Raw genomic sequence first — 25880 nt, 5'->3', positions numbered from 1 at the left:
CCGCTAGGTCCCTTACAACGCAAGCTTACCTCTCGAAGCAGCTATGCTTGAGGCCATAATTGTCAATGCAAACATTGGTTGGCGAGGTTAACGCGACCGTTGGGGCTATTTGCGCCGACGATATGTCACATAGGAAAAATCAGCACTGTCGTCAGGACCGGCCGGATTCCGCAGGCGCGCCAGCTCTTCCCAGGCGGCCAAATCGATTGCCGGGAATTGCGTGTCACCGTCGGGCCGGGCATGCACCTCGGTAATCTCCAGGCGATCGGCGCTGTTCATCCACTGCGCGTAGATTTCCGCACCGCCGATCACGGCAATCTCAGTGGCGAAACGTCGCAGCGCGTCACCGATGGCGATCGCCCTTGCATCAGTGAAGGAATGGGTAACCACCACACCGTCGGCGCGAAAGCCGGCGTCGCGGGTGACGACGATATTGGTCCGCCCCTGGAGCGGCCGGCCGATCGAGACGAAGGTCTTGCGCCCCATCACCACGGGCTTGCCCAATGTCAGCGCCTTGAAGCGCGCCATGTCGGATTTCAGCCGCCACGGGATGGCGCCGCCTGCTCCGATCACGCCGTTCTCCGCGACCGCGACGATGAGAACGATTTCCATCACCGTGCGCCCTGTGCCAGCGCCTTAAGCGCCGGACCGCCGACCCGGCAGATCGTCCATTGGTCCATCAGCTCGGCGCCGAGCGATTTGTAGAATGCGATCGACGGCGTGTTCCAGTCGAGCACGGCCCATTGCAACCGCGACCAGCCGTTGGCCACGCATTCCCTGGCGAGATGCACCAATAGCGCCTTGCCGATTCCCTTGCCCCGCAGCGCCGGGCGGACGAACAGATCTTCCAGATAAATTCCGGAGCGGCCGCTGAAGGTCGAGAAATTGACGAACCAGACCGCGAAGCCGGCCGGCTCGCCCTCCCACTCGGCGATGTCGCAGAACAAGCGCGGGGTGGCGCCGAACAGGGCCGCGGCGATACCGGCCTCGGTCGCCTCCATTTCGTGAAGCAGCTTTTCGTATTCGGCGAGCTCGCGAACGAAGGACAGCACAAGCCCCGCTTCGCCCGGCCGCGCGCGGCGGATCAGAAGGGACATCAGATGCTCACACCGCTAATCATACCGCGACTTCGGCCTTGATATGCGGGTGCGGATCGTAGCCCTCGAGCGCGAAATCCTCGTAGCGGAAAGCGAAGATGTCCTTGACGTCGGGATTGATCTTCATGACCGGCAATGGCCGCGGCGGCCGCGTCAGTTGCAGCCGCGCCTGTTCGAGATGGTTGGAGTACAAATGCGCATCGCCGAGCGAATGCACGAAATCGCCCGCCTTCAATCCTGTCACCTGCGCGACCATCATGGTCAGCAGCGAATAGGACGCGATGTTGAAGGGCACGCCGAGGAACACGTCGGCGGAGCGCTGATAAAGCTGGCAGGAGAGCTTGCCGTTGGCGACGTAGAACTGGAACAGGCAGTGACAGGGCGGCAGCGCCATCTTGTCGACGTCGGCCGGATTCCACGCAGTGACAATCAGCCGTCGCGAATCCGGGTTCCGCCTGATCATGTCGATGACGTTGGAAATCTGGTCGATGCTGCGCCCGTCCGGCGCCGGCCAGGAGCGCCACTGCGATCCGTAGACCGGGCCCAGATCGCCGTTGGCGTCGGCCCATTCATCCCAGATCGAAACGCCGTTGTCCCTGAGATATTTGATGTTGGTATCGCCGGCCAGGAACCACAGCAGCTCGTGCACGATCGCCTTCAGCGGCAACCGCTTGGTGGTCAGCATCGGAAAGCCGGCCGACAGGTTGAACCGCATCTGATGGCCGAAGATCGACAGCGTGCCGGTGCCGGTGCGGTCGTGCTTCTCCGCGCCGTCGCTGAGGATCCGTTCAAGGAGGTCGTGATACTGGTTCATGGCTGGTGCTTCGGGCCTTTCGGGACGGCGAATTTAGCGGCCGGGACTGCCGATCGACACGCCGATTCGGCGTCAAACACCGATTATACCCGGAAAAATGATCATCACCGGGACAAACGACAAGGGGCGGAACCCGCGTCCCGCCCCTCGCCTATTCGCTGATTAATCAGAGATCAATTGACTGGCTTGAGCACCGGCGTCCACTTGGCGATTTCGTTCTTCACCAGGGTTCCCAGCGCGGCCGGCGTCCGGTCCGCCGACGCCGGAATGACGCTGCCAAGTTCGAGCAGGCGCTTGCGCACGGCCTCGTCGTCCAATGCCTTGATCACCGCGGCATTCAATTTGGCGACGACATCCGGCGGCGTTCCCTTCGGCGCAAAGATCGCGTTCCAGGCCTGGGCCTGGAAAGCCGGCAACCCGGCCTCGGTGGTGGTGGGAACATCGGGCAGCGACGGGTTACGCTCGGCCGTCGCCACGGCATAGGCCTTGATGGTGCCGCCGTTGATCTGCGGCACGGCATTGACGATCTGGTCGCACATGTAATCGACCTGACCGGCCACCAGCGCGTTCATCGCCGGACCCGTGCCGTTGAAGGGAACGCCGATCGGCTTCACGCCGAGCACCGAATTCAAGAGTTCGCACGAGACGTTGGAGACCGAGCCGACGCCGGCATGGGCCGCATTGACCTTGGTCTCGTTCGCCTTGACGTAGGCGATGAATTCCTTGAGGTCCTTTGGCGGCAGGTCCTTGCGCGCCAGGATCAGGATCGGCGTGCCGGCAAGCAGCCCGACCGGCTCGAAATCCTTTTCCGGATGATAGGCGAGCTTGGGATAAAGCGGCACGGAAGCGGCATGCGTGCCCATATGCCCCGTGATCAGCGTATAGCCGTCATTGGCGGCTCGCGCGGCGCGGGTGGTGGCGGTAGTGCCGCCGGCGCCGACCACGTTTTCGATGATGATGGTTTGACCGAGCGTCTGCGCCATGTGGCCGGTGACGATCCGCGCGATGACGTCGGTCGGTCCGCCTGCCGCAAACGGCACGATCATGGTGATGTTGCGCGTCGGATAGGTCTGAGCCTGCGCCGGCGCAGAGAGCAATGCGAGCCCGGCAATCGCAGCCAGACACCCGCCCGCAAGGGAGCGTCCATACCAGTTCATGTTGAAATCCTTCAGCCCTTAAACAAATGCCGGCTCTCCCAAGCCGGCATTTGCATCTCTATCAGTTCACGCGAAGTCGACCAGACTTCAACCTGCGGCGCACCGCCGCAGGTCAGTTCTCGGATTCGACGAATACCTCGTCGCGCTTCTTGCGAAGCGTTGGCAGTACCGTCAGGACCAGCAGTCCAGCGGCAATCGCCATCAACACCGCCGACAACGGACGCGTCAGGAACACCGACCAATCGCCGCGCGAGATCAGAAGCGCCCGCCGCAGGTTCTCCTCCATCAGCGGTCCGAGCACCATGCCCAGCAGCAGGGGCGCCGGCTCGAAATCGTGCTTGATCAGCCAATAGCCGACCAACCCGAATACGCCTGCAATGATGACATCGGTCGGCGCGTTGTTCACCGAGTAGATGCCGATGGAGCAGAAGATCACGATCGACGGGAACATCAGGCGATACGGTACCCGCAAGAGCCGCACCCAGATGCCGACCAGCGGCAGGTTGATGACGAGCAGCATCAGGTTGCCGACCCACATCGACGCGATCATGCCCCAGACCAGGTCGGGCTGCTTCTGCATCACCTGAGGACCCGGCACGATGCCGTGAATGGTCATCGCACCGACCATCAGCGCCATCACCGCGTTCGGCGGAATGCCGAGCGTCAATAGCGGGATGAACGAGGTCTGCGCAGCGGCGTTGTTGGCGCTTTCGGGCGCCGCAACACCCTGGATCGCGCCGCGGCCGAACTTCTGCGGCGTTTTCGAGATCTTCTTCTCGAGCGTATAGGCCGCGAACGACGCAATGACGGCGCCGCCACCTGGCAGAATGCCCAGGATCGATCCGAGCACGGTGCCGCGCCCGACCGCAGGCGCCGAATCCCTGAGATCCCTTGCGGTTGGCATCAGGCCCGAGACCTTTTGCTGAACCAATTGACGATCGCTTTCGCCACCGGCATCGAGATTACGGATGATCTCCGCAAAACCGAACAGGCCCATCGCCAGCGTGGCGAAACCGAGACCGTCAGCCAGCTCGGGAATGTTGAAGGCCATGCGCGAGGCGCCGGTTTCGATGTCGGAGCCCACCATCGAGAGCAGCAGACCCAACACGATCATCGCGATCGCCTTGAGCACCGAACCCTTGGCGAGCACGACGGCGAAGATCAGGCCGAGCACCATTAGCGAGAAATACTCGGCAGGCCCGAACGCCAAGGCGAGCTTGGTGAGCGGCGCGCCCAGAATGGCAATAAGCACTGTCGCAACACAGCCGGCAAAGAACGATCCGATCGCCGCGATGGCCAGCGCCGGGCCGGCGCGGCCCTGTTTGGCCATCTGGAAACCGTCGAGCGCGGTGACTACGGATCCGGCCTCGCCGGGAATGTTGACCAGGATCGACGTGGTCGAGCCGCCATACTGCGCACCGTAATAGATGCCGGCCAGCATGATCAGGGCGCCCACCGGCGGCAGGCCGAAGGTGATCGGAAGCAGCATCGCCACGGTGGCGATGGTGCCGATGCCCGGCAGCACGCCGACCAGGGTGCCGACCAGCGCACCGATCAGGCAGAGCAGAATGTTGACAGGAATCGGAATGGAAGTCCCGCCGAGGAATGCGGGCGTCCACTGCACGAACTGGAAAACGACGCCGAAGCCGAGTGAAAGATTTGAGAAAATATCACCCATCTCGTCCTCACCGGATCATGAAAGTCGGCAGGAGCTGCAGAGGCAGGCCGAGTGCATAGGGAAACAGCAGGGCGCAAAACGCCGTCAGGCAGACGCCGACGATGACCGTTTCCATCCATCGCGTCTCCGGCGATCCGCATGCCGCGATCAGGAAGCTCGTCAGGGCTGAGAAGATCATGCCCATTGAACGGATCGTAAGGGCAAACGACACGATCGAGAGCGTTACGAACAACGGACCCCGCCAGTGATATTTGGCAAGGTGCTGGCCTTCGGTGAGAACGCCGACGGCGGTGATGGCGGCGCCGAGTCCCAGCAGCAGGGTTGCGAACATCCGTGGCGCCGTACCAGCGCCAAACGAAAAGCCGCGCATGCCCTGCAGGTCGCTCGACGCCCACAGGGCGAACACGGCGATCCCCATCATGGCTATTCCGCCGACGAAGTCCTGCGGATTCCGAACCCACTTCGGCATAATAGATTTGACCGGCGCTTGGCCCGGCGTCGCGTTCATCGATACTCCTCCCCCAAAGGCGGCTACGCCCGCTTGTTTGGATAACCTGGAAGCTTGTCCCGGAAACTTGCTAGCGACTTTCGTCGGACAACGCCAGCAAAACCAAAAACGCTTTTGGGTCGAACGGCAAATGACGCCTTAAGAGCCACCCCGGGGCAGCCGATTGCAACCTTGCGATTGCAGAGCGGCAACTTCTCTTGCATCCGGACCGTCGGCGTTGCGATCCGCATCGGCGCGCCAAAACTCGTTCAGGCGGGCCGATCCGAGGGGGCGTCCTGCACTTCGGGAGCGGTCGAGTCCGTGGCGAAACCGCAACTCGGCGAGCGCAAACCGAAAGCTCGGGGCCGTGTTCCCCTGCCGTTCAGGCCTTCAGGCTCTGTTTTTCTCCGGCCTTGCATCCTATATTGGGGATGCCGGTTCGCCGGCTATGGAAATAAATGACCGTCGCAATAAACCATTCGGACCCGGGGGCAGTACCCGGCGCCTCCACCCAAGCCCATCCTCCCCGGGTGGGTTTCGGCGGGGGCGAACCAGGATCGACGAGGGCGTAAAGGACGTGTTTTTTCCCGGTATTGTTCCGCCGTTATCGGGCTATGCAATAGTTGCAAACGACAACTATGCTCCGGTTGCTCAGGCTGCGTAACGCAGTTTGAAAGACCAATCTAAAGTCCTAGCGGGTTAAGCTCCGCTAGGCGGGGTCCGGAGGCACCTGGCAACAGAAGCCTCCACTTATTCTTTTTCATTTCCGGCCGACGGAGCCGCGCTGCCGCAAATTCGTTCCGTCGCGCCTGCTGACCTGCGGCCCCCGCCGGGGTAGCATGAGGGCAAAGGGGCGAGTCGGGAGACCGGCGGCCATCCAACGTAACAGGACGACCATGGCGACCGATCACATCCGTTATGACGTGCTGGCGCGCGACGCGCTGCGCGGGGTGCTGCGCCGCGTGCTGGCGGACGCCGCCGAACACGGCCTGCCCGGTGAGCATCATTTTTTCATCACCTTCCTGTCCACCGCCGACGGCGTAAAGCTGTCGCCGCGGCTCTTGGCGCAATATCCGGAAGAGATGACGATTATCCTGCAGCACCAGTTCTGGGACCTGGTGGTGACGGAGGATCGTTTCGAAGTCGGCCTGTCGTTCGGCGGCATCCCCGAGCGGCTGGTGGTGCCGTTCGCGGCGATAAAGAGCTTCCTTGACCCCTCGGTGCAGTTCGGCCTGCAATTCGAGCCGTCGGAAGGCGCCGCAGAGGCGCCGGGCGCGAAGCTGCCGGCTGTTCCGACCCCGTCCGCCCTACCCGTCGCGGCGGCGGAGCCTGCCGCGGAAAGCAAGGACGAGCCGGCGAAGACGAGCGACGGCGCCGAAGTGGTCCGGCTGGATCGTTTCCGCAAGAAATAACCGCGCGCGAGAAACGCCGCGACGCTGTACTGTGCGCATTCCGCCACTTTACGGCGCAACGGACGTTACTCATGGACCGCACAGAAACATCTACAAACAAATCCACCCGCAGGGAGACTGACAGCTTCGGTCCGATCGACGTTGCCGCCGATCGCTACTGGGGTGCGCAGACCGAGCGCTCGCGCCAGAACTTCAAGATCGGCCAGGACCGCATGCCGATGGCGATCGTCCACGCGCTTGGTATCGTCAAGCTCGCCGCCGCCCAAACCAACCGGGAACTCGGACTGCTCGACGCGCGCAGAGCCGGCGCCATCATCCGCGCCGCGCGCGAGGTGATTGAAGGCAAGCTCGACGATCACTTTCCGCTGGTCGTCTGGCAGACCGGCTCCGGCACCCAGACCAACATGAACCTGAACGAGGTGATCGCCAACCGCGCCAACGAGTTGCTGGGCGGTGAACTCGGCGCCAAGAAGCCGGTGCATCCCAACGATCACGTCAATATGAGCCAGTCGTCGAACGATTCATTTCCGACGGCAATGCATATCGCTGCCGCCGGACGCATCACCGCCGATCTGATTCCGGCGCTCGACGAACTGCATCGCGAATTGCGAAGCAAGGAAAAGGCGTTCGCAAAAATCGTCAAGATCGGGCGAACCCATACCCAGGACGCAACGCCGCTGACGCTGGGACAGGAATTTTCGGGCTACGCCGCGCAGGTCGAGAGCGGGATCGCGCGGCTGCGAACCGCGGTGAAGGAATTATTCCCGCTGGCGCAAGGCGGCACGGCGGTCGGAACCGGCCTCAATTCGAAGCCGAGATTTGCCAGGCTGTTTGCTAAGCACGTTGCCGAAATTACCAAGCTGCCCTTCACCAGCGCGCCGAACAAATTCGAGGCGCTGGCCTCCAACGACGCCTACGTCATGGCGCATGGCGCAATCAATTCGGTGGCGACCGGGCTGTTCAAGATCGCCAATGACATTCGACTGTTGGGCTCCGGCCCGCGCTCCGGTCTCGGAGAATTGATCCTGCCGGAAAACGAACCGGGTTCGTCGATTATGCCCGGCAAGGTCAACCCGACCCAGTGCGAAGCGATGACCATGGTCTGCTGTCAGGTGTTCGGCAATCAGACAGCGGTCACCGTCGCCGGAAGCCAGGGACATTTCGAATTGAATGTTTACAAACCCGTATTGGCATATTGTATGATGCATTCCATTCAATTGCTGTCGGACGCGGCGCGCTCGTTCACCGAACATTGCGTGGTGGGCATACGCGCCGACGAAAAGCGAATTCGCGAATTGATGGAGCGTTCGCTGATGCTGGTCACCGCGCTTGCTCCCAAGATCGGATACGACAACGCGGCGAAGGTCGCCAAATCGGCACACGCGCGCGGCACGACATTGAAGGAAGAAGCTGTACGTCTCGGCTTTGTGAACGCCGCCGAATTCGAACGCCTTGTGCAGCCGGACAAAATGACACACCCGGGCTGATGGCCGCGGTCGAACCCGGGAAACTACGGATGAGACGTATAAATTATGGATCGTTCGCAGAGAATGAGGTTGATCATCTATCGCCGGCGCGCTGACGCGTGGTAGAGCAGGAATTATTCGGTTTTCGCAGAGCGAAACAATTTTTTGATGCTATCAAAGAGCGCTACACGGGGATTCCGAATGACCATTCAATTTGCGTGCATGCCACTCGACATTTTCCCAGTTAGTGAATCATCATGCCTTCGAGTCGCCGGATGATGGAGGCGAACATGGCAGACGTAATCAACCTGAGGCGATTCAAGAAGCGCAACGAACGGGAACAATCGGCAAGGCAGGCCGAAGCCAACCGCGCGCGGTCTGGCCGGACCAAAGCTGAACGTGCGCTCGATGAACGTCGCAAGGATCGCGCCGGCGATTTTTTGGACCAGCACAAGCTCGATGACGGAGAGGCGTCATGAAGTCACCCGTCGTCAAACGCTCGATCGTGGTCGCCGGCCACAAGACCAGCGTCAGCCTCGAAGAGGCGTTCTGGAACGGCATGAAGGAAATTTCGGGACTGCGGAACATGACCCTATCGGAACTGGTCGGCGAGATCGACAGCAATCGCCAGCAGGGCAATCTATCCTCGGCGATCCGCCTTTTCGTGCTCGATTATTTCCGCACCCGCGCCATGCCCGCCGCGGCGGCGCCCGACGCCCCGCGGCCGCAGGCTTAGCTCAAGATTTGGACGAGCGCGCCGTCAGCGCGCCCGCCCTGTTCCCTTGCAGCGCTCAATAAACGAGTCCGGTGCCGGGCGGCTTTTCGAGCGCGGCGGCCAGCGACCGGTATTCCTCGCAGCCCGTGCCGCAGATCGCCGCGATCCGGGTCAGATGATACGATGCCTGGTCGCGATTGCCCTGCTCGATCTGCCACAGGCCGTAATACTGCCAGGTCAGCACGTGGTTCGGGTCCGCCTTCAGTGCGCGCTCGTACCAGGTCTGCGACAGCCTGTAGTCGCCGAGCTTGCGATAGGAATAGCCGATCAGGTTGGCGACATCCGCGTTGTCGTCGCGGCCGAGCGCCTTGAGCTGCGCGATGGCGCCGGCATAATCGTTGCGCTGATAGATTGTCGCATGCGCGGCTCGGTACGCCTGCCGGAACGCATCGTCGTTCACGCTCGACTGTTTTGGGGCCTTCTTTTTGGCCTTGGTCGATTTGGGCGCGGACCGGGTGTCCGTTGGCGGCGGCGGTGTGGCCGAAGGCGGATCGCTGCCGCCTCCCGCGGCAAAGGCCGGAACAAACGGGGGCGGCGCGACCAGCGCCATCGAGAACAGGGCGAGCGTTGCGAGCTTGAGTGCCGATTTCGTCATGCCAATCTCCGGTTTTCCAAAATGAGCAAGGTCCAGCCGGAGATAGAGACCCCGCCGTGCCCGCACTATTCCCGCGGGCCTTTCGAGACGCCCGCGCGGCACGCTGGACGCGAGCGAGGGCAATCCGTATCTAATTGGCTGCCGTCGCCGCCGACCGGCGGAACCTGACCAGAAGACCGCTCCGAGACAATCCCTGGAGAGAGACATGGACATCGCAAAGCTGACCACGCGCCGCGACCTCAGTCCATTTTCGGAAGTCTCTCCATGCCTGCCTTTCTCGTTCTGGATTCCATCTCTCTTGCCACGCCTGACGGACGCCCGCTGTTCGATGGACTGACGCTCGCAATTGGAGGCGAGCGCACTGGCCTTGTCGGCCGCAACGGCTGCGGCAAATCCACATTGCTGCGGCTGATCGCGGGCGAGATCGAACCGGCCGGCGGTTCGTTGCAACGCATCGGCTCGATCGGGATGCTCGCGCAACTGACCGACGAACGGCTGACGGTCGACGAAGCGCTCGGCGTCGCCGGCGATCGTGCCCGGCTGCGCCGGCTCGAGCGCGGCGAAGGCTCGCTTGATGACGCGACAGAAGCGGACTGGACGCTGGAAACGAGGATACAGGCGGCACTGACTGACGCCGGACTGCCGTCGCTGTCGCTGGATCGCCCGATCGCTTCGTTAAGTGGTGGCGAGCGAACGCGGGTGGCGCTGGCGCGCCTTTTGATCGGGGCGCCGGATCTGCTGCTACTGGACGAACCAACCAACAATCTCGACGCGGACGGCAGGAAGGCGGTGGCCGAATTACTCGAACACTGGCAGGGCGGGGTCCTCGTCGCCAGCCACGACCGCGCGCTGCTCGAGCGCGTCGACCGCATCGTCGAACTGACCCCGGTCGGCATCACGATCTTCGGCGGTTCCTGGCCCGCCTTTGCCGAAGCGCGCGAGGCCGCCCGCGCCCGCGCCGCCGATGACCTCGATCGCGCCGCGGACGCCCTGCGCAATACCGAGCGCGCACTGCAGAAGGGGCGCGAGAAGAAGGCGCGTCGCGACAAGGCCGGCCGCGCCTGGCGCGCCAAGGGCATCGAGGACAAGATGTTCATGGACCGCGAGAAGGAGCGCGCCGAGAACAGCGCCGCGCGCGACAGCCATTTCGCCCACCGCCTGCTGGGCGAGCGCGCCCAGGCACTGGAAGCCGCCAAGGCCCATGTCGAGATCCTGACGCCGCTCTCGATCGATCTGCCGCGCACCAATCTGCCCGGCGGCCGCGAACTCATCGCCTTCAAGGACGTGGTGATGGCCTTCGGAGAGCGCCGCCTGTTCGGGCCGCTGTCCTTCGAGGTTCGCGGACCCGAAAGGATCGCCATCCGCGGCGCCAACGGCTCCGGCAAGACGACGTTGTTCCGCCTGCTCACCGGCGAACTCACCCCCGCAGGCGGCGACATCAGTCGCCTCACCGACCGCATGGCTGTGCTCGATCAGCATATCGGGCTGCTCGATCCCGAGTTAAGCATCCTCGACAATCTGCGCCGTCTGAATCCGGAGCTCACGGCCAACCAGGCCCATGCCGCCCTGGCACGCTTTGCCTTCCGCAATCGCACGGCGCTGCAGATCGCGGGCACGCTCAGCGGCGGCGAGCGGCTGCGCGCCGGCCTCGCCTGCGTCTTCGCGCGCCCGCAGCCGCCATTCCTGTTGCTGCTGGATGAGCCGACCAACCATCTCGATCTCGCCGCGATCGAGGAACTGGAAAGCGCGCTGAAGAGCTTCGACGGCGCATTGATCGTGGTCAGCCACGACAAGGCGTTTTTGCGGGCGATCGGGATTGAAAGGGAGATCGTGCTCGGCCAGGCCGTCCATTCGTAAATCTATCCTTCAACGCGGGTTACCGCACGGCCGCGAAATGACCCGACCGCCTTGGGCTGATAACCGACATATGGGTCGGACGCCCAGACTCCCTGCGCCGCAACAAGGCCCTTCGCCGCGCTGTGAAATGTTCTCGGCCGCCAGGAACGACGCCCGTAGCGGCCGAGTTAATTCGACAAACCCACTTCTGAAGGAGTCGAAGCCATGGCCCGCGCAACAGCCCATCCGGATCATCAATGCATCTCGAGCGAAGACATTCACGGAACCGAGGTTTATGGAGCAGATGGAAAGAATATCGGTGAGATTGATCACCTCATCATCGACAAGGTGTCAGGTCGTGTGGCGTATGCCGTCATGAGCTTTGGCGGATTTGTCGGGTTGGGCCACAGTCATTATCCCATCCCGTGGAGCGCCCTGACCTACGATACGTCGCTTGGTGGTTTTCGAACCAATATCACTGAGCAACAGCTAAAGGATGCGCCTGAGTTCAGTGATGACTCGTGGCAGGATCGAGATTGGGAAACGCGAACCCACCGGCACTACGGAATACCTACGTACTGGGAAGGACGAGGTGGTTTGTAACGGGAGCCAGCATCTGAAACTTCTCAATCGTTAGCGCCACCTGAATCATTGAGCTGTTCGACCGGCCCCTGCGGCGTGAGTGGTCATCTCACGCCGCAGGGGCCAACCTCTGAGTCCAAGCCCTAGTTGGAGCGCGGCGGCGGATTGGCGACCTGAGGCGTCAGCGCCAATGGCGGGCGCGGTTTCGGCCTGGCGGCGCCCGGCGCAGGTCGCACGTCGATCGGCGGCGGCAGCGGCGCCACTTGCGGCGCGCCAGCGACGGGCGCAGGCGGCGCATTGACGGTCGGGGGACGCGGCGCTGTCGCCTTCTTCGCCGGAGGCCGCCGCGGGTCGCGGGCGCCCTTCTGGCCTGCCGGCGCCGGCGGCGTTACATCCGGTATAGGTAATTGTCCATCCGCGGGCAGCACGATCGGCGGCGGCGCTGCGGGTGGCGGCTCGCCGCGCTCGATGGCATCGAGCCGTTTCGTTTCGTGATCGATCGCGCGCACCGCCAGCCATGAGGACAAGGGGGCGATGTCGACGCTGCGGCTGAGTGTGTCGGGCGTGCCCGCCGCAATCAGTTGAATCTCCGGACGCCCGGCCGTCATGGTCAGGGAAAGCGCGGCGCGGATGTCCGCCTGATCGGCGGCAATATCGTATCCGCCGGAGACAATGGCCCGCACGCCATTGCCGTCCAGCGTCGTCGCGCCCACGCGAAGCCGGCCGTCCCGGACGGTGAACGGGATCTGCGCCGAAGGAACCGCGAGCGCACCGGCTGGCAACGCGGCTTCGACGATCTGCTTCAATCTGACGTCATCCTTGGCCTGCCCGCTGTCATTGGCGCGAACCGCCACTTCAAAGGCGCGCGGATCGAGGCCCGATATCCTTGCCGCCTCCAGCGTCAGCGTGCCGCTGCCGGACAGCGCGCCTGCCAGCGCCGAGGCGCTGCGGCCCTGACTTGTCAGCGTCATCTGCATCGATGCACGGCCGGCAGGCATCGCAAGATTGCGATAGCGCAGCGCTGTGCCGTCCACGCCGGAGAGCTGGAGGCTCGCATTCAATGCAATTCCGGTCGCGCCGGACTTCGCATCGACACTGGCGGCGAGATCTCCGCCGCCGATCTTGCCTGCGATGGAATCGAAGGTCAGCGACTGGCCATCGCTCTTGACCACCCCGCTCACCGGCTGCAATTCGCTGCCACCCGGAAGCAAGCCGCGCAGCGCCTGAAATGCGATCTTGCCACGCCAGCCCTTCGCGAGCCCCGGGCCCAGCGGTTCGGCCGCATCGTGCCCGGCCGCGCCAAGCGCCAGGGCAAAGGCCGGCGCCAGCGCGAGCTGCTCGGCGCCAATTTCACCCTCGATCTCCTTCTCTTCGCCGAGCGTCACCGCCACGCGGCCTCGCAGCCGCGAACCACTAATGCTGCTGTCGAGATCGTCGAACGTCAGCCTGTTGCCGGTGAGCTGCACACGCGACGACAGGCCGATGTTCTGCGCCAGCGTATCCGCCGGCTTGAGATCGAGCAGCGGGGCGAAATTGGCACTCCGGACCTTCAGGCCAAGATTTGCCGACGCCTCCTGCGCCCATGGTTCGGCAGAGCCTTCCGCCTCGGCATCAAGGCCCTTTCCCGAGATCTTTGCCTTGAGCCGCAACGGCGCGCCCCACGCGCCTGTCGCGGTGCCCTCGAATTGCGCCGGGCCGTCGCCCGCCGTGATGACGCGATCCAGGCCGAGCAAGGCGAGCAGCGTGTGACCTTGGTCGGACGATAATTTTGAATCGACCCAGACTTCACTGCGCCGGAGCGTGGCCAGATCGAGCCCCTGGATTGCCGCGACGGCCGGCCGGCCGGTGATGGTGGTGACACCCTTGAGCAACGGCGAGTCGAGATCGGCCGTGGCGCGCGCCAGGACCCGATCGGATGGCCCGGCATTCCTGGTGAGGTCGAGCGCCAGTTTCAGGCGCGCCGCACCCGGGTTCGTCGCCATTGCATTGAGCCGTGCGGCCAGCGCCGGAGAAATAGGAACGATCAGGCTGGTCAACTTGGCGAGCGAGGCGGCACTCGAATTGAGCGCGAACCATCCAGTCGCATTGACGCGGTCGAAAGTGCCCGCGCCATCCAGCGCGACGCTTTCAAGCTGGCCGATCTTCAACTGCTCGATCGATATCTTGGCCGGCGAGTAGGCCACTCTGGCAAGCAGCGGACTGAGTTCCTGGCCGCTGGAGCTGGCACGGCCGATATCGAGCGAAAGCTTTCCTTCCTCCGGCCACTCGCCTTGCGGCCCTGCGAGCGACCGCGCGAACGCGGTGGCGGCATCGAGATCGAGACGCTCCGCCTTCAACTCCGCATCGATCCGTGAGCCGCGATCCGCCCGTCCGTGCGATACCGCCACCCGCCCTTCCACCGTGCCGCCATCGATGTCGGCTTTCATGGTCTCGACGGCAAAACCATCAGGTGCCACGGTCAAGTCGCCGCGCAGCCGAAGCGGCTTCTGGCTGCGATAGGTGATCTCGCTGCGCCCCTGCAGCCAGATCAGCAGCGCCTCGGGATCGGAAGACTCGATGCTGAGCGCAGCCTTGAACCGGTCCGGTGCAACACGCTTCGCGTCGGTCTCGCTGAGCGAAACCTTGGTCGCGCCGGGCGCACGGAATTCCAGCCTGTGCACCCGCCACGATTTGGTATCGCCTTGCAGATCGGCAGCGATGTCCTGCAACGGGCGTCCGCCCAGTATGACCTGCTCGGATGCGATTTCGATTTGCGCGGGGATCGGCAGATGCGAAACGACCGACGTGAGCGCCTGCAGCGCCGGTAACGGGCGTGCCGGCTCAGTAGAACTGTCCTTCGAGTTTTCCTTGGTGACGAACCTGTCGGCATCGAGCTGGCGTGCCGACAGCGCCGCGCGCAACAAGGGCGACGCGCCAAAGCGAATGTCGCCGCTGCCGGCGAGCTTCAGCGCGCGCTCCTCGACGCCGTACGTTACCTCGATCTGTTCCAGCCGCGCCGCCGAGTAGTCGGTCTTGATCTTCGCCGCCATACGCCATGGCGGATCGTTGTCCTTACCCTTCTGCGCGGGAGGAACACCAAGCGTTATCGCGCCTTCGAAGCGCGGCGCGCGGGAATCGAAGTTCAGCAGGCCATCGAGGTCCGCCATCAGCGCGCGCTGGCCCGGATCAATGTTGAGATGAACGCGGGTGCCGTTGCCGTCGGGGCCCTGCCCCGACGAGATCCGGAACGGATAGCGCGTGCCCGAGAACATGAAATTGCCGTCACCGCGGATCGAGCCGGCGAGCGAACGCACGTCGCCGCTGAAGGCGATATCGTTTAGTTCGAGCGTGGAGCGGCTCGCGGTGTCATGCAGCGCGATGCGGCCGGTGAGATTGAGCCGGTCAATCGCCAGCGCGCCCAGATTGACGGTTCCGGTCGTCGCCGGCCAGTCGATCCGCCCTCTGGAATCGAGACCGAGATCGAGCGACATGCCGTTGATCGTCAGTTCGGTGGCGCGTACCTCGCCGCGCATCAGCGAACCAAGGCTGAATTCCACGTCGAGCTTGTCCGCACGGACCTTGCCGAGATCGTTGGCGCCGCCGACCACCACCGAACGCAGTTGCAGCGACGGCGCCGGCAACAGGCGCGCTTCGAGCTTGCCGCCGACACGAACGGGCGTGCCGATGATCCGCGTCGCTTCGGCCTCGAACTGCGGCCGAAACTGGTTCCAGTCGATGAAATACGGCCCAACCAGCGCAGCAATCAGCGCAACGATGAAGGCGATTGCCAGGCCGAGCAGCGTCGTCTGCACGGTGCTTCCCCTTAAACCGCCCCGGCGCTGGCCGCGCCATGCCGGACCTGGCCCCCCGGAGCAGCCCGGAATATAGAGAGAAGTGTGGCGAAGTCACAGCGGCATACTGACAGGAGCCCCGCCCGGCTCCCGCCACCGCAGCTGGGGGCTGAAGCTGCCGCCGCGACTTTACCAGCTTGCCAGCAGCCGCTTCAGGCCGCGCAGCACGAAGGTCGGCCGCCATTCCGCGTTGACAGCGTCATCGAGCCGCAGGTCCGGGATCCGTCGCAGCAGGGTCGAGATTGCGACCTCAGCCTCGATCCGCGCCAGTTGGGCGCCAAGGCAAAAGTGGATGCCGCCCCCGAACGACAGCGGCTTCACGTTGGGCCGGGTGATATCGAGCCGCTCCGGGCTATCAGGATAGACCGCCTGATCGTGGTTGGCCGAGCCGAGCAGACAGAGCACGCTCTCCCCTTTCGGTATGCGCTTTCCGCCGAGATCGTCGATATCTTCCAGCGCCACCCGACCGGTCAACTGCACCGACGAATCGTAACGCAGGAACTCCTCGATGGCATTGGTGATGAGTTCAGGCCTCGCCTTGAGCAGCGCGAGCTGATCGGGATTGCGATAGAGCGCCAGCAGGCCGTTGCCGATCAGGTTCACGGTGGTCTCGTGACCCGCGCCGAACAGCAGGATGATATTGGCGGTCAGTTCCTCGTTCGAAAGCTTGCTGCCGTCTTCCTCGGCCTGCACCAGTTGCGTGGTCAGGTCATCGCCGGGGTTCTTGCGCCTGAGCTCGAACAGTTGTTGGAAATACATCGCCGCCATCGCATTGCCGGCGTTGCCCTGCTTGATCTCCTCGGGCGACAGCGGCACCGGATCAAGCAGCCGTCCGCCGTCGCGCGAACCGGCATAAAACGCCTCGCGATGCTCCTCGGGAATTCCGAGCATATCGCAGATGATGGTGACCGGCAGTCGGAAGGCGAAATCCTCGATCAGATCCATTTTTCCCTGCGGGATGATGTGGTCGAGCGTCTGGTCGACGACCTGCTGGATGCGCGGGCGCATATCCTCGACCCGGCGCGCGGTGAACGCCTTCACCACCAGGCCGCGCAGGCGGGTATGGTCCGGCGGATCCTGCTGCAGCATCCAGTGGCTCATGCTGCGGAACACCGGCTCGTCCATGATTTTGGGGCCGTAGCGGCGGATGGTGCGCTCGACATAATTCTTGCCGAACCGCCTGTCGCGCAGCACGAGGCTGACTTCGGCATGGCGGCTGCAGACATACATGCCGAGCGGCGTCAGGTGCACCGGATCGGTAGCGCGCATCCGCTCGTAATGCGGATAGGGATTGCGGATGAATTCGGGGGCCAGCGGGTTGAACAACGGCGCGCTACCGGCAGTCTGAACATGCTCGTTCATGGTGACCTCATGCTGCTGTGCGCTGTTCAGCGCTTTCCCCCATGGCCCGATCGAACGAAACTCGATACATTATTGTATTGAGTTGCATTCTCGCCTAAACTGGGCAGATGTCAAGAGTTCGAACGAGACCCACAAGGGATGACACCCGCGAAAAGCTGTTCGAGGCGGCGGCGCGCGTGTTCGAGGAACAGGGGATCGGCGGCGCCAGCATCGAGGCGATCGCGGCGGCGGCCGGCTTCACGCGCGGGGCGTTCTATTCGAACTTCAAGAGCAAGGACGAACTGATCATCGCCATGCTCGAGGACCACGTCGAGCAATCGATCGGACGCATCCGCGATCTGCTCGACAGGCACAAGAGCCTTGCAGATTTCATCGACGCCCTGAAGAGCATGAACCGCAGCGCGCAGGATCCGCTCGGCCGCTCCCCCCTGCTGCACATGGAAATGATCCTGTTCGTGGCGCGCGCCGAAAAGCGCCGTCCCGAACTTGCCAAGCGGCTGCGCGCCCGGCGCAAACTGGTCACCGACATCATCGAGACCACCGCGAGAAACAGCGGCCGGACGACCATTCTCAATCCGGCCTGGGCCGGCGCCCTGGTGCTGGCGCTGGAGGACGGTTTTCGCCTGCACCGCCTGATCGATCCGGAGACCACGCCGCCCGATAGCTTTTTCCGCGCCATCGGCGACCTGCAGCGGACAATGGGAATTTCATCGGCGTGACGCGGAACGAACGTTCGATACATTCTGCGCGCCAAGCTAGTCTTTACTGCGTTATGGCCCCGCTGGTGAGGAATTGATGAGCTAGTCGCGCCCGGCTTGCGCCTTGTGCATTTGTCCCGCGACCGCCCTCACCTTGCGCGGTGATGCCTGCCAGATCGCGACCGCCGACAGTATGCTGACGGCAATGCCGATCGCAAATGCTGACGTGTAGCTGCCTGAGAGATCGAACAGCCAGCCGGTCGCCCAAGGCCCTGCCGCGCCGCCGGCCAATGCGGCCAGCATGATGGTGCCAAAAATGCCGCCATATTGCTTGCCCTGGAAGATTTCCAGCACCACCGCACCCATGATCGACGTCAGGCCATAGCCGAGCGCGCCTTGCGTGAAGATCATGAGATAGACCAAAGGCAGCACGGGCGCGAACTTCAGGGCGATCAGCGCGGCGAAGCAGACCGCAAAGCCGGCGCAACTGATCGCCCAGATCCATTCGCGCCCGATCCGGTCGGAGAGATGCCCGAGCCAGATCTGGCCGGGAATGCCGAGCAGGCTGACGACGCCGAGCGCCCATACCGCCACGTTCGCGCTGAAGCCGACATCGAGGAGGAACTTGGTCTGGTGCACCTGCACCGCGTACCAGACATAGAGGCCGCAGAAATAACCAAGCGCGATCCACCAGAATCGGGCGGTACGCAGCGCGCGGCGCAGCGTCCAGTCGGTCGCGGCCCATGCCGGATCGACCACGTTCGAAACTGGCGGGGCCGATGTCGCCGACGGAGCTGCGTCGCCATCCGGCAACAGCCCGATGTCCTCGGGCCGCTTCCGCAGCAAAAGGTTGATCGGTGCGAGCACGGCGAACACCAGAACGCCCATCGCGGTGCAGGCGGTGCGCCAGCCGGTCTGCTCGATCATGTGCTGCACCCAGGGCAGCAGGGTCATCGAGCCGATGCCGACGCCGGCAAAGGCCAGCCCCATGGCGAGCCCGCGGCGGCGGATGAACCAGTTCGGCAGAAACAACGATTGGCCGGAATAGCCGAGGCACACGCTTCCCGCCCCGACCAGTACGCCGATCGTGAGATAGAGATGCCAGGGCTGCGTCGTCAGCGGCGCGAGCAAGAGGCCGCCGCCCATCAGCGCCACGCCAAGCTCCATCACCGCGCGCGGCCCGAGGCGATCCATCATGCGGCCGATCAGCGGAGAGACAGCGCCGGAAACCACGAAGCCGAACGAAAACGCGCCCGCGGTGACGCCGCGGTCCCAGCCGAATTCGCCGATGATCGGCGGAAAGAACAGCGAGAACGCCGTCCGCGCATTGACGCCGATCGCCATGGTGACGAACGTGACCACGACGATCAGCCAGCCGTAGAAGAAGGGAAGATGCATCACCGCCATTCCATATTGTTTTTTGCCGCGTTGGTGCTGATCATGGTATGAACATCGCGATGACACCCGCCCTTCGGCGGTCAAGGACGGCGCGTCCAGTTGTCGGCGTTGACGGCGCCAAGGGGAACCTCGCCGGCGACGATCTTCTCGACCTGCCGCACCGTTTCCAGCGATTGGTATTCGATCGCCGGCGGCGTCAGGCCGCCGATGTGTGGAGTGGCGATCACGTTCGGCAGGCTGGCGAGCTCCGGCGAGGGCATCTGGTCGAGCGCGCGGCCGACATCCATGGCGGCGCCGGCGATGCGGTTTTCGCGCAGTGCCGCTGATAACGCCTGTTCGTCGACGAGATTGCCGCGCGAGAGGTTGATGAAGAAGGCATCGGGCTGCATGCGCGCCAGCGCTGCCTGCCCGATCAGATTTTCGGTCTCTTCATTGGCGACGGCGAGACAGACCACGTAATCGGCGCGCGCCAGGAGATCGTTGAGCGCTACGTGCTGAATGCCGGCGTTGCTCACGGTCGCATAGGGATCGGCGACCAGAATCTCCATGCCCAGCACCTTGGCGATTCCAGCGAGGTAGCGGCCGATGCTGCCGTAGCCGATGATGCCGAGGCGGCTGCCAGACAGTTGCCGGCCCATGATGACCTCAGGCTTGCGCGCGGCATGATACTCGGCGGTCGCGCGTGACACGCCGCGCGACAGGTCGACCATGAAGCCGAGCGCCAGTTCGGCGACCGATTGGACGAAGCCGGGTCCCGCCCGCGTGACCAATACGCCGGCCGCGGACGCCGCCTCGACATCGATGTTGCGGATATCAACGGCGCAGCGCACCAAGGCGCGCAAGTTCGGCAGCGCCGGAAAGATCTCGCCGGGACCCGCGGTGAGCCGGTCGGCCACGATGATATCGACATCGCGGGCGGCATCGATCAGGCCGGCGGCGTCGAGCGCATCGTTCGCTTGATGCAGCTTCACCTCTGCAATGGCTTGCAGCCCCTTGAGGCTACGCTCGCCGTAATACTGGGCGCGGGACTGCGGCGTATAGGTCAACAGAACTTTCAACGCTGGAGGCCTCCCCGTAAGGCCGGCACGTTTGGCGTGGCGGCGTCACATCTATGGCCAAGCGGCTTCCGCATGCAAGGCGGCCAGCGCCCAATCTTACTTCGTCCGTGCGATCGTCGTGCCGTCCCAGTCTTCGCCGCTGGGATTTTCGAGCTGCTGGCGGCAGCGTTCGATCATCGCCGATGACGCCGCATCTTCTTTGCGGATTTCCCGCGCCTGCTCGAAGGCGCCGAGCGCCGTCGTGAAATCACGCGCACGCCATGCGGCAAGCCCGGCCTCATACGAAGCCACCCAGTCAGGCGTGCCGTCGCCCTCGCCGGCCATATCAAGCAATTCATAAATCTGCAGTCCGCCAGCGCGGCCATAGACTGCCAGACGGTCGAGCTCGCGGACCACGACGCGGTCGCCGGCAAGCCGTCGCGTTTCGGGGCCGATGATGATCGTGGAGCCGTAGGCCTTGTTGGTGCTCTCCAGCCGGCTCGCAATGTTCACGGCATCGCCGATCACCGTGTAGTTCAGCCGCACTTCCGATCCGATATTGCCGACCAGCATGTCGCCGGAGTTGATGCCGATGCGGATCCTGACCGGCTGGCCATGGTCATCGACGAGATCAGCCTGTTCCATGGCGCGCCGACACGCCAAGGCCGCCCGGCAGCAATCGACGGCATGATCGGGGTTGGGCGACGGCGCGCCCCAGAACGCCATCACGGCGTCGCCGATGAATTTGTCGATGGTGCCGTTGTGGCTCTGGATCTGCAGCGAGACACAGTCGAAATAGCGCGACAGCAGCGGGATGATGCGGTCGCCCAGCCGCTCCGACATGCCGGTGAAGCCGGCGAGATCGATGAACATGACGCTCATCGGCCGCACGGCGCCGCCAAGGCGTGCGCCATTGCCATCGCTGATCAGCCGCTTGACGAGGTCGGCGGGGATGTATTTGCGGAATGCCGCAAGCCCCTGGGCCATATCGCCGATCGCGCCGGAAAGATTCCCAATCTCGGCCAGCCGCGACGGATGCCGCTGCACCTTGTCGAGATCGAAACGCTCGACATGCCTGATCTCGTTGACCACCTTGAGCAGCGGCGTGGCGATCAGACGCTGGGCAAGCCATGCCGACAATAACCCGGCAAAGACGATCAAGACCGCAAGGCCGATCAAGAGATTCCGGATCGTCATCTGGACCGGGCCGAGAAATTCCGATTCCGGCACCACCGTGACCAGCGACCAGCCCGGAAACGAGATCGGGGTGATCCCGGCCTGATAGGCCTTGCCGTCCCGCGTCAACGTCGTATTGAACGGCTGCCCTTCGCCGGGTTCGTAGGCGCTGCCGGCATTGCGGATCGCGTCGACCGCGACCGGCAACAGCGGATGATCGGTCTTCAGCGCCACCAGCTCGCTGGCGTCGGGGTCGGGCGAGGCTACCACCTTGCCGTCCCGCTCGAGAATGAAGGCGCCGGCGGATTTGCCGACCGTGAGCTGCGACAGAAAATTCGAGACACGGGTCAGCTCGATGATGATGGCGAGGACGCCGGCCGGTTTCTGATCGATCTCGAGCGGGGCCGAAAAGGCCGCCGCCAGCCGTTCGCCGCGCGGATGCGCCGTCAGCGTCGACCAATATTCGTCGTTGGTCTCTTTCGCGACCCGAAACCATTCCTGCTCGGTCACGGAATAGTCGGTTTCCTCGAACCAGCTCGCCTTGAGCTTGAGATCGTTGCCGACGAATTCGTAGCGATTGATGCGCAAGTTGCGGTCGGGCGTGATCTCGAGCATCTCGATCACGCTGTTGCCGAGCTTGTGCCCGGCAAAGAACGATCCGTCCGGCCATCCGAACGCCACCCAGGAGATGGTCGGCTGCGACAACAACTGCGACCGAAACGCGATTTCGCGTTTTCTGGCGTCGTGCGGGTCGAACACTTTTTCAGCCAGCAGCGTTCGCACCGCCATCATCGACGAGCGCGCCTCCGACGTGACCGACTGCAATTCGTCGCCGACCGCGGAAACGATCTGGTCGTTGATGGTGTTGGCGAGCGTCTGGCTGACCTGCTGGGCGGTGCGCCACCACAACAGATGCACGCCGACGGCGCTGACGACGATGGATGTCAGCACAAGGGCGGAAATGGCGGTGCGGATGCCGAGGCGCATGCAAGGGTCCGTTGACGGTCTGATTACCGCTATACGGGACCATAGCAGCGTCTGTTTCGCCCGCGAGGCCAATTTCGGCCGCCCGGACACGGCCCTGTGACCGAAGTTGAGCCGCAATGGCGACGAAACTTATCGATTGCCCGTTCCGTACATGCCAAGACGGCGCTATGCCTTGCGGCAATTCTCGAAGGTCATGCAATGCACGATGTTTCCATCCCGGCGGCGCTGATTGCCGGTCTCGTCAGTTTCCTTTCCCCCTGCGTGCTGCCCCTGGTGCCGCCCTATCTGATCTATCTTACCGGCGCGACTATCGAACATGTCGCCAACGACGAGAACACGCAGGCTTCCAGGCGCGCGGTGATGGCATCGGCGCTGATGTTCGTGCTTGGGTTCTCCACCGTCTTCGTGGCGCTCGGCGCCAGCGCCTCCCTGATCGGGGGCCTGATCCGGGCCTGGTCGGCCGAGCTCTCGATCGTCGCCGGCATCGTGATCATCATCATGGGCCTGCATTTCCTCGGCCTGACTCGGATCGGCCTATTGATGCGCGAAGGCCGGATGCCGATGCCGAAGCCGGTCGGTCTGTGGGGCGCCTATGCCATGGGACTCGCCTTCGCCTTCGGCTGGACCCCCTGCATCGGTCCCATTCTGGCGGCGATCCTGTCGATCGCAGCCGCCGAGGCTACCGTCACCAAGGGAGCCGGCCTGCTCGCGGTCTATTCCGCCGGGCTCGGAATTCCGTTCCTGCTGGCAGCCTTCATGATCGAGCAGTTCTCCGCGCTGTTTGCGCGCATGAAGCGGCACCTAGGCAAGGTCGAGCAGGCCATGGGCGTCCTGATGGTGATCACCGGCATCGGCTTCCTGACCGGCGCCGTCTCCAACATCAGCATCTGGCTGTTGGAGACTTTTCCCGCGCTGCAAAATTTCGGTTGAGCCCGTAACAAGCGGGCCGGTCATTGCGAATTTCTAGTCAGGACCAGATCGCCGCGGTCGCGGCCGCGGCTTTTTGCGCGCACCGATTGGACGAAGCAGCAAGCTGCGGTCTCGCGACGCCAAAATATTTAGAGGGGATTCGCATGTATTTCATCGTCAATCTGCTCATCCTGCTGCCCGCGCAAATCGCATCATATTTTTCCTGGGCCGGCCCGCTGATCATGCGGCTCATCGTCGGTTACACCTTCATGCTGACCGGCTGGGGCAAGCTTAACAATCTGGCGCAGGTGACCGAGAATTTCGTCGGTTGGGGCATCCCGTTTCCGAACATCCTCACCCCCTTCGTCGCAGGCGTCGAATTCTTCGGCGGCGCCATGCTGATCCTTGGCCTGTTCACGCGAATTCCGGCGGCGATGCTGGCGGTGGTCATGCTCGTAGCCATCAGGTCGGCAAAATGGGGCGATGTCGATTCGCTGGAAACGCTGCTCGGGTTCGAGGAAGCGACCTACTTTGCCGCTTTCATGTGGCTTGCGATTGCCGGGCCCGGCGTTGCCTCGCTGGACCGCCTGCTGGTGAACGCGGCCGGCCATCGCGAGAAATCGACCTGATCTCACAATCCCGTGACGTTGTCGAAAAGCTGAGCCAAAGCTGAGCCCTGGGTTCGCCGCGTGCGTAGCTCGCGAAACGCCAACCTTTCCGGAGCCGCCATGAACCTCGTCCGCATAGCCGCCTGGGTCCTCGCCGCACTTGCGGCAGCCCCGTCATCTGCTTCGGATGGGCCCAGATGGAACGATTGGAGCGACGACCTGTTCGCCCGCGCGCAGGCTGAGCAGCGCTTCGTTATTCTCGATCTGGAGGCGATGTGGTGCCACTGGTGCCACGTCATGGAGAAGACGACCTACGCCAATCCCGAGGTCAAGAAGTTGCTGGCGGAAAAATATCTGCCGGTTCGCGTCGACCAGGATGCCAACCCCGATCTGTCGAGCCGCTATGGCGACTGGGGCTGGCCAGCGACCATCGTGTTCGGCCCCGACGGCACCGAGATCGCCAAGATCAGGGGATATATCGAGCCGGAGCGGATGCAGTCACTGCTCAAGGCGATCATCGACGATCCGTCGCCGGGGCCGTCGGTCGGCGAAGCCTTTGAAGTAAAACCGTCGCCGTCAGCCTTTCTCAGCAAGGAACAGCGCGCGGCACTGACGAAGAACATCGACGAATCCTACCAGGAAGAGCTCGGCGGCTGGGGCGCGAACCAGAAATATATCGACACCGACAGCATGGATCTGGCGATCTCCCGCGCCGAGGCTGGCGACTCCACCGCGATCAAGCGCGCACGGCAGACGCTGGACGCCGCGATTGCGCTGATCGATCCGGTCTGGGGCGGCGTCTATCAATATTCGGAAAGCGGATCCTGGACGCATCCGCATTTCGAAAAGATCATGTCGTTCCAGGCGCAATATCTCCGCCAATACAGCCAGGCCTATGGGCTGTGGAAGGATCCGAAATATCTGGCCGCGGCGCGCAACATCGAACGCTATCTCGCGGAATTTCTGACGAGCCCCGACGGCGCGTTCTTTGTCAGCCAGGACGCCGATCTCGACCACGACACCGAGGGACCCACATACTACGCGCTATCGGACGCCGAGCGCCGCAAGCTCGGCATGCCGCGCATCGACAAGAACCTGTATGCGCGCGAAAATGGCTGGGCGATCTCCGGGCTTGTGGCCTATTACAACGTCACCAACGATCCCAAGGTGCTGGCGATCGCAGAGCGCGCCGCGAAATGGGTGATCGACAACCGCACGCTACCGGAGGGCGGCTTCCGTCACGGCGAGAAGGATCGCGGTGGCCCGTTCCTCGGCGACACGCTGGCGATGGGTCAGGCCTTCCTCGATCTCTATGCCGCCACGGGAAATCGCGACTGGCTTACCAGGGCCGCGAAGGCCGGCGATTTCGTCGCGAGGTTCCGGGATGAAGCCGGCGGCTTCGTGACCTCGAAGACCGCGGAAGGCAAGACCGGCGTGCTCGCCAAGCCCGCCAAGCTGATCGATGACCAGGTGCTGGTTACAAGATTCATGAACCTGCTCAACCGGTACTTCGGCAATGAGGCCTATCGCGAGCACGCCGCGCACGCGATGCGCTATCTCGCCAGCGCCGCGGCCGGGATGATGCGTCCGCTGCCCGGCGTGCTGCTCGCCGATGAAGAGCTCGCGGTCGAGCCCACCCACATCACCATCGTTGGACATAAGGACGACGCCCGTGCGAAAGCCCTGCACGCGCTGGGCCGCGCGCTGCCGGCCCGCTACAAGCGCCTCGAATGGCTCGACCTGCGCGAGGGCAAGTTGCCCAACCCCGACGTCGAATATCCAGATCTCGGCGAACCTGCGGCGTTCGCCTGCAGCAACCGCATCTGCTCGTTTCCGACTTTCAACGCTGAGGAGTTGCGGGCAACGGTAGCGCAGATGGCGAGGCTGAAGCCGACACGTGAACACCGGGGGTAGAGCTTCATTGCAATGCAACTGATGCCGGACATCCAGCTAATCCATTGAAACGACGCGCTTTC

General features: G+C 63.5%; 22 protein-coding genes and 1 other RNA gene. 11 read left to right on the top strand and 12 right to left on the bottom strand.

The window, feature by feature from the left end:
* Positions 1–105: 105 nt before the first annotated feature.
* The 6 genes from HCN50_RS14790 to HCN50_RS14765 form a co-directional block, all read right to left on the bottom strand.
* A complete protein-coding gene (locus tag HCN50_RS14790) occupies positions 106–612 on the bottom strand; it encodes a dihydrofolate reductase (protein ID WP_171710387.1) in 507 nt (168 codons plus the stop codon).
* Positions 612–1097, bottom strand: coding sequence for a GNAT family N-acetyltransferase (locus HCN50_RS14785; RefSeq protein ID WP_171710386.1), 486 nt, complete (start codon positions 1095–1097; stop codon positions 612–614). Before HCN50_RS14785 ends, HCN50_RS14790 begins: the two co-directional genes overlap by 1 nt.
* A 19-nt stretch (positions 1098–1116) precedes the next feature.
* Entirely contained in the window at positions 1117–1911 is a 795-nt protein-coding gene (locus HCN50_RS14780) for a thymidylate synthase (RefSeq protein ID WP_171710385.1), read from the bottom strand.
* A gap of 173 nt (positions 1912–2084) precedes the next feature.
* On the bottom strand, positions 2085–3068 hold the full coding sequence (locus HCN50_RS14775) for a tripartite tricarboxylate transporter substrate binding protein BugD (RefSeq protein ID WP_171710384.1): 984 nt from the start codon (positions 3066–3068) through the stop codon (positions 2085–2087).
* A 112-nt stretch (positions 3069–3180) separates the two neighbouring features.
* A complete protein-coding gene (locus HCN50_RS14770) occupies positions 3181–4746 on the bottom strand; it encodes a tripartite tricarboxylate transporter permease (RefSeq protein WP_171710383.1) in 1566 nt (521 codons plus the stop codon).
* A 7-nt stretch (positions 4747–4753) separates the two neighbouring features.
* Positions 4754–5254: a tripartite tricarboxylate transporter TctB family protein gene (locus tag HCN50_RS14765; RefSeq protein ID WP_171710382.1), complete on the bottom strand. Its 501-nt coding sequence runs from the start codon at positions 5252–5254 to the stop codon at positions 4754–4756.
* A gap of 373 nt (positions 5255–5627) precedes the next feature.
* Here HCN50_RS14765 and ssrA point away from each other — a divergent pair.
* The 5 genes from ssrA to HCN50_RS14740 all read left to right on the top strand — a co-directional run bounded on the left by ssrA (position 5628) and on the right by HCN50_RS14740 (position 8847).
* Positions 5628–5984: a transfer-messenger RNA gene (gene ssrA / locus HCN50_RS14760) on the top strand.
* Between the two features lie 145 nt (positions 5985–6129).
* Positions 6130–6645, top strand: a complete 516-nt coding sequence (locus HCN50_RS14755; protein ID WP_171710381.1) for an SspB family protein — start codon at positions 6130–6132, stop codon at positions 6643–6645.
* Between the two features lie 71 nt (positions 6646–6716).
* The gene (gene fumC, locus HCN50_RS14750; RefSeq protein ID WP_171710380.1) at positions 6717–8132 is read left to right on the top strand and encodes a class II fumarate hydratase; all 1416 of its coding nucleotides are present in this window, start codon (positions 6717–6719) and stop codon (positions 8130–8132) included.
* Positions 8133–8401: 269 nt separating this feature from the next.
* Positions 8402–8590 carry a DUF4169 family protein gene (locus tag HCN50_RS14745; RefSeq protein WP_171710379.1) on the top strand — a complete coding sequence of 63 codons (189 nt, stop codon included), beginning with the start codon at positions 8402–8404 and terminating at the stop codon, positions 8588–8590.
* Complete coding sequence (locus tag HCN50_RS14740) at positions 8587–8847, top strand: ribbon-helix-helix domain-containing protein (RefSeq protein WP_171710378.1); 261 nt, start codon at positions 8587–8589, stop codon at positions 8845–8847. The genes HCN50_RS14745 and HCN50_RS14740 overlap by 4 nt, the downstream gene beginning before the upstream one ends.
* 55 nt (positions 8848–8902) lie before the next feature.
* Here HCN50_RS14740 and HCN50_RS14735 read toward each other — a convergent pair whose 3' ends face one another.
* Positions 8903–9481 (bottom strand): tetratricopeptide repeat protein, encoded by a 579-nt coding sequence (locus HCN50_RS14735; RefSeq protein ID WP_171710377.1) that lies wholly within the window; start codon positions 9479–9481, stop codon positions 8903–8905.
* 264 nt (positions 9482–9745) lie between these two features.
* Here HCN50_RS14735 and HCN50_RS14730 point away from each other — a divergent pair, with 264 nt between their 5' ends.
* Together HCN50_RS14730 and HCN50_RS14725 are read left to right on the top strand one after the other, a co-directional pair.
* On the top strand, positions 9746–11338 hold the full coding sequence (locus HCN50_RS14730) for an ABC-F family ATP-binding cassette domain-containing protein (protein ID WP_171710376.1): 1593 nt from the start codon (positions 9746–9748) through the stop codon (positions 11336–11338).
* 204 nt (positions 11339–11542) lie between these two features.
* Positions 11543–11920: a PRC-barrel domain-containing protein gene (locus HCN50_RS14725; RefSeq protein WP_057842937.1), complete on the top strand. Its 378-nt coding sequence runs from the start codon at positions 11543–11545 to the stop codon at positions 11918–11920.
* A 122-nt stretch (positions 11921–12042) separates the two neighbouring features.
* Here the strand turns inward: HCN50_RS14725 and HCN50_RS14720 are convergent, their stop codons facing one another.
* Both HCN50_RS14720 and HCN50_RS14715 read right to left on the bottom strand, forming a co-directional pair.
* Positions 12043–15690, bottom strand: a complete 3648-nt coding sequence (locus tag HCN50_RS14720; protein ID WP_171710375.1) for an AsmA family protein — start codon at positions 15688–15690, stop codon at positions 12043–12045.
* A gap of 168 nt (positions 15691–15858) precedes the next feature.
* On the bottom strand, positions 15859–17091 hold the full coding sequence (locus HCN50_RS14715; protein WP_171710374.1) for a cytochrome P450: 1233 nt from the start codon (positions 17089–17091) through the stop codon (positions 15859–15861).
* A gap of 107 nt (positions 17092–17198) precedes the next feature.
* Between HCN50_RS14715 and HCN50_RS14710 the strand changes: the two genes are divergently transcribed.
* The gene (locus HCN50_RS14710) at positions 17199–17810 is read left to right on the top strand and encodes a TetR/AcrR family transcriptional regulator (RefSeq protein ID WP_171710373.1); all 612 of its coding nucleotides are present in this window, start codon (positions 17199–17201) and stop codon (positions 17808–17810) included.
* An 81-nt stretch (positions 17811–17891) separates the two neighbouring features.
* Here HCN50_RS14710 and HCN50_RS14705 read toward each other — a convergent pair whose 3' ends face one another.
* From HCN50_RS14705 to HCN50_RS14695, 3 genes are all read right to left on the bottom strand, one after another.
* A complete protein-coding gene (locus tag HCN50_RS14705) occupies positions 17892–19187 on the bottom strand; it encodes an MFS transporter (protein WP_171710372.1) in 1296 nt (431 codons plus the stop codon).
* Between the two features lie 80 nt (positions 19188–19267).
* The gene (locus HCN50_RS14700) at positions 19268–20245 is read right to left on the bottom strand and encodes a hydroxyacid dehydrogenase (protein WP_171710371.1); all 978 of its coding nucleotides are present in this window, start codon (positions 20243–20245) and stop codon (positions 19268–19270) included.
* A 96-nt stretch (positions 20246–20341) separates the two neighbouring features.
* Complete coding sequence (locus HCN50_RS14695; protein ID WP_171710370.1) at positions 20342–22387, bottom strand: adenylate/guanylate cyclase domain-containing protein; 2046 nt, start codon at positions 22385–22387, stop codon at positions 20342–20344.
* Positions 22388–22585: 198 nt separating this feature from the next.
* Here HCN50_RS14695 and HCN50_RS14690 point away from each other — a divergent pair, with 198 nt between their 5' ends.
* The 3 genes from HCN50_RS14690 (at position 22586) to HCN50_RS14680 (ending at position 25818) form a co-directional block, all read left to right on the top strand.
* Positions 22586–23317: a cytochrome c biogenesis CcdA family protein gene (locus tag HCN50_RS14690; RefSeq protein ID WP_171710369.1), complete on the top strand. Its 732-nt coding sequence runs from the start codon at positions 22586–22588 to the stop codon at positions 23315–23317.
* Between the two features lie 143 nt (positions 23318–23460).
* Positions 23461–23925, top strand: coding sequence for a DoxX family protein (locus HCN50_RS14685; protein WP_171710368.1), 465 nt, complete (start codon positions 23461–23463; stop codon positions 23923–23925).
* 99 nt (positions 23926–24024) lie between these two features.
* Entirely contained in the window at positions 24025–25818 is a 1794-nt protein-coding gene (locus HCN50_RS14680; protein ID WP_171710367.1) for a thioredoxin domain-containing protein, read from the top strand.
* Positions 25819–25880: the final 62 nt, after the last annotated feature.

The organism is Bradyrhizobium archetypum (assembly GCF_013114835.1).
GTDB classification, from domain to species: domain Bacteria; phylum Pseudomonadota; class Alphaproteobacteria; order Rhizobiales; family Xanthobacteraceae; genus Bradyrhizobium; species Bradyrhizobium archetypum.
The sequence above is the reverse complement of the archived record's forward strand: the minus strand, read 5'-3'. Positions and strand labels throughout refer to the sequence as shown.